The sequence below is a fragment of the Methylovulum sp. genome (assembly GCF_028687615.1).
Classification (GTDB): domain Bacteria; phylum Pseudomonadota; class Gammaproteobacteria; order Methylococcales; family Methylomonadaceae; genus Methylovulum.
The window spans coordinates 1-8,861 of record NZ_JAQTZU010000052.1; the positions used below are offsets into that span (position 1 = coordinate 1).

The window sequence follows — 8,861 nt, forward strand, 5'->3', positions numbered from 1 at the left end:
ATGGTGTTCTTGAGTGGGGGAATGGACGATGCGGTAAACTGCTGCACATTGTAGCGTGTTGTCAACGGCGATGCTTCCAGGTCTTGCATGGCAACGTTGCTACGATACTGCGTGGCTCCAACCCAACCCAACCCAACACGAAAATAAATCCCATAAAACATGAATTACCTTTATCCCGATGCCGTTTTAATGTTGTTTTGCAAAGCCCCAATTCCAGGCCAGGTAAAAACCCGCTTAATGGCAACATCAACCGCCCGGCAAGCCGCCGATGCGCACTGTGAACTCAGCGTCCACACTTTAGAGCTAGCCACCAAACATCCATTTTGTCCAGTGCAATTGTGGTGTGCGCCATCAACGGAACATCCGTTTTTTCACGCGGCGGCGATTATAAACAAGCCTTGAACACCGTCATTCTGGCGGATTGCCGGAATCCAGAAGCCAAGGATGGCAATGTTTGAAATTGCTGACTGTTTTTAGGTGAAAAAACGTCGGGGTTCAGATAAATTTCACATCCCTGTGAACTGGATTCGCTTCGCGGTCTAACGGCTCCGGCCAACCCTCGCTACGCTCCCCCTGCCGGAATGACGGCCAAAAAGCTTGTGTTGGTACTTATGCCCTACGGCTTAGGCACATAGCCGACCAAAGGCTGTTGTATAATAAACCGCTTTATTTCCTTGAGAGGACTTCACCCCTATGATCCATATCGGCAAAACCAATACCCTGAAAATCGTCAAACAGCAAGGGGCTGATGTTTATCTCGGCGACGGGATTTCAAACAAAGTGTTGCTAGCCAATAAAATCCCCCCTCATTACCAAATGGATGACAGTCTGGAAGCGTTTGTTTATGTCGATATGGACGGGCATCTGGCGGCGACGACGCGCATGCCTTTGGCCCAGGCCGATGAGATTGCCTGGTTGCCCGTGGTGTCGGTCAACTATACCGGCGCATTTCTGGATTGGGGGTTGCCGAAAGATTTGCTGGTCCCTTTCAGTGAGCAGCATCTGGAAATGGAAGTGGGGCGGTCTTATTTGGTCAGGCTGTTTCTTGACGACAAAAGCCGCATACTGGCGACCACCAAAATCAACCGCTTTCTTGAAGAAACGTCAGAAGATTTTCAGGTAGGTGAAAAAGTGTCGTTGATCATTGCTGACAAGACCGATTTGGGCGTTAAAGCGATTATTAACCACAGTTGCTGGGGCATGTTATATCAAAACGAGCTGTTCCAGCCCGTCCATCAAGGCCAAAAGCTCGACGGTTATATCAAGCAGATCAGGGAAGATAACAAAATCGACTTAAGCCTGCATCAGCCAGGTTACGGCAAGGTAGAATCGATCACCGACACTATTTTGGCAAAATTACGGGCCAATAATGGTGTGCTGATGTTGAGCGACAAAAGCCCGCCTGAGGAAATTTATGCCACTTTTGGGGTCAGCAAAAAAGTCTTCAAGCAAGCGATTGGCGCGTTGTACAAAGACCATAAAATCACCTTGGACAAAACCGCCATCAGGCTGGTTGGCTAACATTTAGATTGGGGTTTATATGGGACGATATGATAAGGAGACGGCGCGCTATTCACGGTTTAAATCCAAAAACCAAAATGGCGTTCCGATCTTAGCGGTAATTATGTTGATGATTTGTGCCGCGCTGGCGGGATTTTTCGCCCGGCCTGTTTTTGACGGTGTTTTCGAACCCATCAGCCGTTTATTCATGTTAGCAGACGGCTCCGCGATAAAACCATCTGCAAAACCCACATCGAAAACTAAGCCATCGGAACCGGAACCACCCTTAGGCGCGGTTCAAACTATTGAATCACCTGCCGCCGAGATTATTTTACCCGAACTCGACAGCAGCGATTTTATAGTACGCAAAGCCATCACGGACGCCGCACCGGAACTGGCACCGTGGCTGGCAAGTGACGGGCTGATCAGAAAATTTATGGTCATCGCCAATGATCTTTCGCAAGGTTTGCGGATTAACAAACACCTGGATTTTTTGAAGCTAACACAGCCATTCGCGGTCAAGCAGCAAAACGGCGGGATTTTTATCGCAGATGAAAGCTACCAACGCTATAACGCCTTAGCCCAGGCGATTGACCATAGCAATACCGACGCGATGATTGCTATTTATAAAACCTTCAAGCCTTTATTGCTACAGGTTTTTTCCGAATTCAGTTATCCCGAAGAATACACGTTGGAAACACTATTTAACAAAGCCGTCACGGAAATTTTGTCCGCGCCGATTATCGAAGGTCAAATTCCGCTGGTCAAAACACCGTTGCGCTATCAATACGCCGACCCACAACTGGAAGCATTAAATCCTGTACATAAACAAATGTTGCGTATGGGCCCAGAAAACACGCGGATGATTCAAAATAAACTGAGAGTGCTGCTTGAAAAGCTAGAAACAGATAAACCTGACAAGGTTTGAGAAGAGAAAGACGGATATTGAAACGAAGTGAGGTGAACGACTGGGCCAGAAGCGTGGCTTGTGGTGCAGGGTTGCAGTTGGGCTGTGGACGCGACAGTACCGCCCAAGCCCGTTTGCGCGATACCGTGGACATCATCAACCGCGTGTCCGAATGGTCGGGTGGCGTGGGACGTGCATTTGCCTGGTTCCGCTCCCAACCCTTGCCGTCGTTTGGCGACAAAACCGCCGAGGAATTGGTCAAAGAAGGCCGCGCCGATGCCGTCAAAGCTTATCTGACCCGCATTGCCGAGGGCGGTTACGCTTGAGTTTGCCGATCCGGCAGTTTAGCGGCATCGTTTACCGCGCCCATCACCCCATGTGGGCGCACCAACCTTTATCCGGTGATAATTTCCGATAAAGCGGGGCAAGATCACCGGAAAGGACAACCCGCTGGGCGGAATCTTCCCGCTTACCGGCAATTTATCAATTTAGCAGGCTAGCTTTGCCCGCCAATCAAGCCGGACTCCCACCCCTTGCAAACATTTGCGACACTACCATTGCTGGCTATGCCGTACTGTTTACAACTTGGTTAAAGCCGAAGGGAACCCGACAATCTGTTGCTCTGTTAAGGTCAAGGAATAATGGCGATGGTGGTTTTTCTCGCCCATACTTTGTACTAAAAAAGCTTGGGCGGCATTCGTACCCAAAGCTTTTTTAAACGCTTTGTTCACGTCACTGCGGCGATCACTAATCCACTCTGCCGTAATTCCATCGACTAAGGCACTTGTGGTTTTATTTTTAGTTTTCATCTCATTGGTGATACGGCTGTAAACCGATAAATAACTGTTGGAATAATCCGTATTGGCACTCGTCAGGCGTTTGACTTGGCCCTTCTTAAAAACGGTCTGTTGGATCATCCATACATAAAAAGCCACATTAATCTCCGTCAATGACACCGCCACGCCATTGGCGAACAAGCTTTTGCCGTTGATTTCCAGCAAAGGGTCGGATTCGACCGTCCGCGCAAAGCGGATGCTGTCACTAAAACTGGCCTTACCTTCCAGCAAAAAATGCGGGATGCCAGCCCGCAAGCGCACAAACGGGATATTCGCAAGCATAATTTGTGCGGATTGCGCGTCCAGTTCCTGGTTGTCGCGGTCTTTAATCAGGTGGCTGTAAGGGGTGGGATAAAAGAAGTTGGCCAAACTTTCATAGCGTTCCGTCACAAGCACATGCGACAAACTGTCTTGCACGCGCCCATACAAACTTAAGGCATAGCCCAAGTAATAGCCCATTGTCTTGCGCCCGCCCGCAATGGACACATACAACACGCTGTCTTCGTCACGGGTGAACTCGTTGACTTTTTGGGTGATAAAATCTGCCGCCGCTTCGTTTTCTTCAGGCGTTTTAATGTCGTCCAACAAAATCCCTTTTTTGTCGGGGATCACATGAATGGAATCGGCATTGAACCGGATGCCCTCCAAGTGGTAATCGCGGCACAAATGGTGGAACTGCCCGTTTTCATCGTGCAACAATTGCTCCTCCGCTTTTTGTTTGCCCGTGTTAGTGCTGATCAAATGGATTTCGGTCGGTTGTTCTTGTTGGGTAATGGCTAACGCGTATAAGGTCTCGGTGACAATCTGCGGTGACATGCCGCTTACCGCGAGCAAAATTCTTTTGGGATATTGATGTGGGTGTTTCATTACGCCGTCCGTTTGAAAAATACTGGTTAGGGGATTGTTATAAATTGAATTGCCATTAACCATCCAATTGCAGGTCTTTTAGTGCGTAGGCCGGGATGGAGCCGATAGCGTAATCCCGGCAATGAAGCCACAAAACGCCGGGATTCCTTACGTCATCCCGGCCAAGGTAAAAAAGGGTTGTCGGGCAAGGTAAAACCGGCGGCATTCAGATGGCCGCCACCGCCAAAGCCCTCCGCGACAGCCCCGACATTAAACGCCCCGATTGATCGTAAGCCAAACACCCATTGCCGCTTACCGCCATCATACTGGTAAGTCATCCCGAAAGTCCCCGACTTTTTTGCCAGGACATGGCCTAAATCACTGGAAAAAAACGAGGGCGCATTGACAGCAAGCCCTTTTACACCTGCCAAATCAACCCGATGGGAGCTTTTGACCAGCCTTTGTACCATCTTGGCAAGCTGTGCCGTTTGGATGCCGCCCACCCGCAACAACTCCGGCAACTGTTGGCTGCCAAAATCCGTCAGGCTCATGGGCATTTGTTCGTACAGGGCGCTGGTGATCGCTTGCGTACCCGGCAAGGTAAATTGCCACAGGTCACGGTCTTCAATATGCAGCAAAATGGGCGGCACCTCCCGCCCCGGAAAAAACTGCCGCCAGCTCAACACGCAGCCGCTTCGGGCCATGTCGAAACACAAGCGCAGATTGTCTGGGCAAGGACGGGTATCGAAAAACGTCCGGCATTGCCCCATCGCCGTGGCATGGTGGTCAATCAGCGTGACGCATGCCGCCGTGCTGGCGGCGGTCAGCAACACTTCGGGCGGATACGAAAAATCGAGTATATAAATGTCCGTACCCGCCTGAAATCGCGGAAAACGCCCACCATACCGGGCGGCAATATAACGCGCCTCCTGGCCAAAGTGACAGAAAGCCGCCCATGCCGCCCCCAAACCATCCAGGCAATCGGCGTGATAAATAATCAGTGTGCGGTAGGGTGTCATCATTAAATACGGATGGTAATGGGTGATCTTGCCATTTTAATCCCTTCGGAACCAGGCATCGCAAGGGAGATTTAAGTTCAAGGTCAAAGATAAGGCCAATAAAAGGCTCCGGCAGAGGTTAGGGAAAGCGGGAGCATGGTGGGGTTTTCTGGTTATTTGCAATAGCGGCGACCAGAAAAAAGGACATCGGTTCAATAGCATTCATATCTGGACGGTGGGAAAGGGTATCAAAACCATAATAGTTTTTAGCTTAATGAAGTCCCAACAAAATTGTTAAACCAGCAATAATGAATTTCCTACAGCAACATACGCCAACAATTCAAATCGGAGCTTACGCAATGGCACATATCCTCATCAGTTTTTTAGGCAAATCCTCGAAACAAGAAAACGGACAATATCGGCAAGCCGATTATTGTTTTGCTGACGACAGCCGAGAAACCGCCCGTTTTTTCAGTTTCGCGCTAAACAAACATATCAAACCCGAAAAACTGGTCATACTCGGCACATCAGGCAGTATGTGGGACGTGTTATGCGAACAATTAAGCACGGACGGTCATGAACAATGGGTTAATTTAAGTGAAGCGGTGGAAACCAACAGCGTCAGCCAAGCGCAACTGGATGATTTTTCCCATCCCGTTGGCCAGGAGTTACAAGTGGATTGCCAGCTAAAACGCATCCCTTACGGCGACAACCTCGCCGAGCAGATTGAAATCCTGCAAATCATGGCTTCAGCCATCCAAGCGGGCGATACCATCTCGTTAGACCTGACCCACGGCTTACGGCATTTGCCCATGCTAGGTTTGCTTAGCGCGATGTATCTACAAACCGCCCGCGCCGCCATCATTAACGGCATTTATTACGGCGCACTGGATAGGACTAAAGAGGGTTTAACCCCCGTGATGCAACTCAACGGCTTGCTAAACATAGCCGAATGGCTGCACGCTTTGGACGGTTTTAATAAAACAGGCAATCTCGCGCCCTTTTCTGAGCTGTTGCAACAAGACGGCATGGCACCAGAAACGGCGAAATGTTTGGAAGACGCGGCGTTTTTTGAGAATACGCTGAATATCCCCAACGCCCGAGCGCCCTTAAAAAAATTTACCGCCGCGACGGCAAATGGCTTAACAGGCATCGGCGCGTTATTTGAAGACAGTTTACGAGAACGCATCGCCTGGCATAAGGAAGATAAGCTCTATCAACGGCAACAAAGCAATGCCTATTTTTACTTGCAACAAGGCGATTATTTGCGTGCCGCCGCATTGGGCTATGAAGCCCTGATCACCTTGGCTATGCAACAGGACAAGACCGTACCCAAACTAGACCCGCAAGATTTTCGTGACCGGGAAAAAGTCGCCGCGATGATAGACAAAAATGCCGATTACAAGCAACTGCGTAACATACGGAATTCGCTGGCACACGGAAGCCGTAGTGATATCGTAGAAACCCAACGCGCATTGGCTAGCAAAGCCAACTTACACGCCGAACTGACGCGCATATTCAACACCTTATTACCCAAGGATTCCAAATGAACCCTGATGAACTTTTACAGGCTTCTAGCCGTGTGGCTTTGGCGGGTTTCCTGCACGACATCGGCAAATTTGCCGAACGGGCAAAATTGCCGATTAAGCAAGAAGAAATAGACATTAACCAACAGCTTTATTGCCCAAAGCATAAAGACACGCAACATTACACCCATAAACACGCTGCTTATACAGGCATGGCAGTGGATATATTGGAAAAACACGCGCCGAAATTAGTGGGTGAGAACGTGTACCCATTTGGGAGCTGGAAAAATCGCGGGGAAACCGATGATTCCTTAATCAATGCCGCGGCCGCACATCATAAACCTGATACTTTTTTGCAGTGGATTATTGCTACGGCTGATCGCGTAGCCTCTGGTTTTGAGCGGGAATCGTTTGAAACATACAACCAAGCTGAAGAAAAAAATCATTATCAAAGTCGGCAACTGACTTTATTTGAAGGCATTCATCAGCCACCTAAAAAAGAAAATACCGATTTTAAGTACCGCTACAGGCTAAAACCCTTAAGCCCTGTGTCCATTTTTCCTGTACTTGCTCAAGGCTACGCACCTGTTTATCCTGTTTGTTTGGAGTCCAATGTATGATTAACCCCTTTCTGAACACCATCCGCTGCACGGTTTCAACCTTAAGCCCCGTACATATCGGTTGTGGTGAAGACTACTACCCTACCAATTACGTTATTGACGACGGATTCTTGCATCATTTTTCAGAAGAAGGTTTACTTGCCACCTTAACCTTGCCAGAAAAAAATGCCTTATCAAAAATAGCCGAAGAACAAGGCGATAACGGCATTAAGAAATTGCAGCAATTTATTCACAGCAAAAAAGATAAATTACAGCTTCATGCCACGCATTCAGTGCCTTTATCCGAGCAGCTCGAAACATTTTATAAAACCAGAATCGGACAAACTTCGCAACGTGAAGGAAGGGGAAGAGAAGTTAATAATCAGCTGAACATTGCCCGTCATGCCTTTAACCCGTACCACCAAATGCCGTATTTTGCGGGCAGCTCCATTAAGGGCGCGATACGCACCGCGTTACTCAATGCGTTAAATGAAGGAGATCCGTTGCCCATGCGTTTGGATTCAAACCGTGATGCGCCAAAAGGCGAAGCCGATAAATTACAAAAACGCTTATTGGATTATCAAGCCATTTCCGATAATCCAGTAAAAAACATTAAGGGCGATCCGCTGCGTTTACTAAAAATTGGCGATGCCGCTTATCACCATGCTGATAACTTAAACCCTACGGAAATTCGTTTTGCAGTGAACCGCAAAAATAAAGTTTCTAAATTCGAAGCTAAGTGGCCGTCACAGCTTTTAGAGTGTATATCGGCAAACCGAAGTCGTAGCTTGATCTTTGATCTGTCATTTTTGACCGATAAAAACAGCCATTATCGTTGGTCACTCCGCGATATTTGTCATGCCTGTAATGAATTCTTTTTGCCGCAATTGGAAAATGAATTGGCAATGTTACGCCAACTAAATTACGCCAACCCAGCTTGGGCAAACGGATTAGAGGAATTGTTAGCCAATGAATTAGGCGATGCCTTCAGAAACCAGCAAGCGTTTTTACTGCGTGTCGGGCAACACGGCGGTGCAGAAAGTAATACGCTCGAAGGCGTGCGGCATATCAAAATTATGCAAGGCAAGGGCAACGCGCCTAAATACTTAGCAAAACCCACCACAATTTGGCTCGCCGCCCATCATAAAGACCAGCAACAAGATTTATTGCCCTTCGGCTGGGTATTGGTTGAAATCGGCGACACCGTGTTAGACCAAACCCACGCCTTTTTGAAACACTACGCCGCAGCGGATTACCAACGTCAAGGACACTTGCAACAGCTTGCCAAACAACGAGCCGAATTCTTAGCTCAAGAACAAATAAAACAAGCCCTAAAAGCCCAGCAAGAAGCCGAAGCCGCCGAACAACAACGCTTAAAAGATCAAGCGGAGGCCGAAAAAGCCGCGCAATTGGCAGAAATGACCGAAGCCCAACGCCAAATATTCGAATTACGGCAAGAATACGAAAAAGCCAACCCCAAAACCCAACCGATTAGCGGCACGTTAAATCCAAAACTAACTACTATAGCTAATCCGATATAAAAAGATGTCCTGTAACTGCCTCAGTGAAGAGGTCGTCAACGGAACATCGGAACTTATTACGGATGGATTTAAGTTGCGCCCATTTGTGTTCGATAGGGTTAAGGTCTG

General features: G+C 48.3%; 9 protein-coding genes. 7 read left to right on the forward strand and 2 right to left on the reverse strand.

Translation table 11 applies throughout. The annotated features are described in order from the left end of the window. Positions 1 to 323 precede the first annotated feature (323 nt). From PHH59_RS16710 to PHH59_RS16725, 4 genes are all read left to right on the forward strand, one after another. Positions 324 to 458 carry a hypothetical protein gene (locus tag PHH59_RS16710; RefSeq protein WP_300018944.1) on the forward strand — a complete coding sequence of 45 codons (135 nt, stop codon included), beginning with the start codon at positions 324 to 326 and terminating at the stop codon, positions 456 to 458. Positions 459 to 693: 235 nt separating this feature from the next. Next, positions 694 to 1,521: a S1-like domain-containing RNA-binding protein gene (locus tag PHH59_RS16715; protein ID WP_300018947.1), complete on the forward strand. Its 828-nt coding sequence runs from the start codon at positions 694 to 696 to the stop codon at positions 1,519 to 1,521. Positions 1,522 to 1,624: 103 nt separating this feature from the next. Continuing rightward, positions 1,625 to 2,428, forward strand: a complete 804-nt coding sequence (locus PHH59_RS16720; RefSeq protein WP_300018950.1) for a DUF3014 domain-containing protein — start codon at positions 1,625 to 1,627, stop codon at positions 2,426 to 2,428. A gap of 32 nt (positions 2,429 to 2,460) precedes the next feature. Then, positions 2,461 to 2,733 carry an antitoxin Xre/MbcA/ParS toxin-binding domain-containing protein gene (locus tag PHH59_RS16725; RefSeq protein WP_300018953.1) on the forward strand — a complete coding sequence of 91 codons (273 nt, stop codon included), beginning with the start codon at positions 2,461 to 2,463 and terminating at the stop codon, positions 2,731 to 2,733. Between the two features lie 252 nt (positions 2,734 to 2,985). Here PHH59_RS16725 and csm6 read toward each other — a convergent pair whose 3' ends face one another. Together csm6 and PHH59_RS16735 are read right to left on the reverse strand one after the other, a co-directional pair. Beyond that, a complete protein-coding gene (gene csm6 / locus PHH59_RS16730) occupies positions 2,986 to 4,110 on the reverse strand; it encodes a CRISPR-associated ring nuclease Csm6 (RefSeq protein ID WP_300018956.1) in 1,125 nt (374 codons plus the stop codon). A 152-nt stretch (positions 4,111 to 4,262) separates the two neighbouring features. After that, positions 4,263 to 5,111 (reverse strand): DHH family phosphoesterase, encoded by an 849-nt coding sequence (locus PHH59_RS16735; protein ID WP_300018959.1) that lies wholly within the window; start codon positions 5,109 to 5,111, stop codon positions 4,263 to 4,265. 335 nt (positions 5,112 to 5,446) lie between these two features. Between PHH59_RS16735 and csx2 the strand changes: the two genes are divergently transcribed. From csx2 to csm5, 3 genes are read left to right on the forward strand one after another with little or no spacing between them, the layout of a single operon-like run. Next, a complete protein-coding gene (gene csx2, locus PHH59_RS16740; RefSeq protein ID WP_300018962.1) occupies positions 5,447 to 6,637 on the forward strand; it encodes a TIGR02221 family CRISPR-associated protein in 1,191 nt (396 codons plus the stop codon). Further along, positions 6,634 to 7,233 (forward strand): HD domain-containing protein, encoded by a 600-nt coding sequence (locus PHH59_RS16745; RefSeq protein WP_300018965.1) that lies wholly within the window; start codon positions 6,634 to 6,636, stop codon positions 7,231 to 7,233. Before csx2 ends, PHH59_RS16745 begins: the two co-directional genes overlap by 4 nt. Beyond that, the gene (gene csm5 / locus PHH59_RS16750) at positions 7,230 to 8,753 is read left to right on the forward strand and encodes a type III-A CRISPR-associated RAMP protein Csm5 (protein WP_300018968.1); all 1,524 of its coding nucleotides are present in this window, start codon (positions 7,230 to 7,232) and stop codon (positions 8,751 to 8,753) included. Before PHH59_RS16745 ends, csm5 begins: the two co-directional genes overlap by 4 nt. Positions 8,754 to 8,861: the final 108 nt, after the last annotated feature.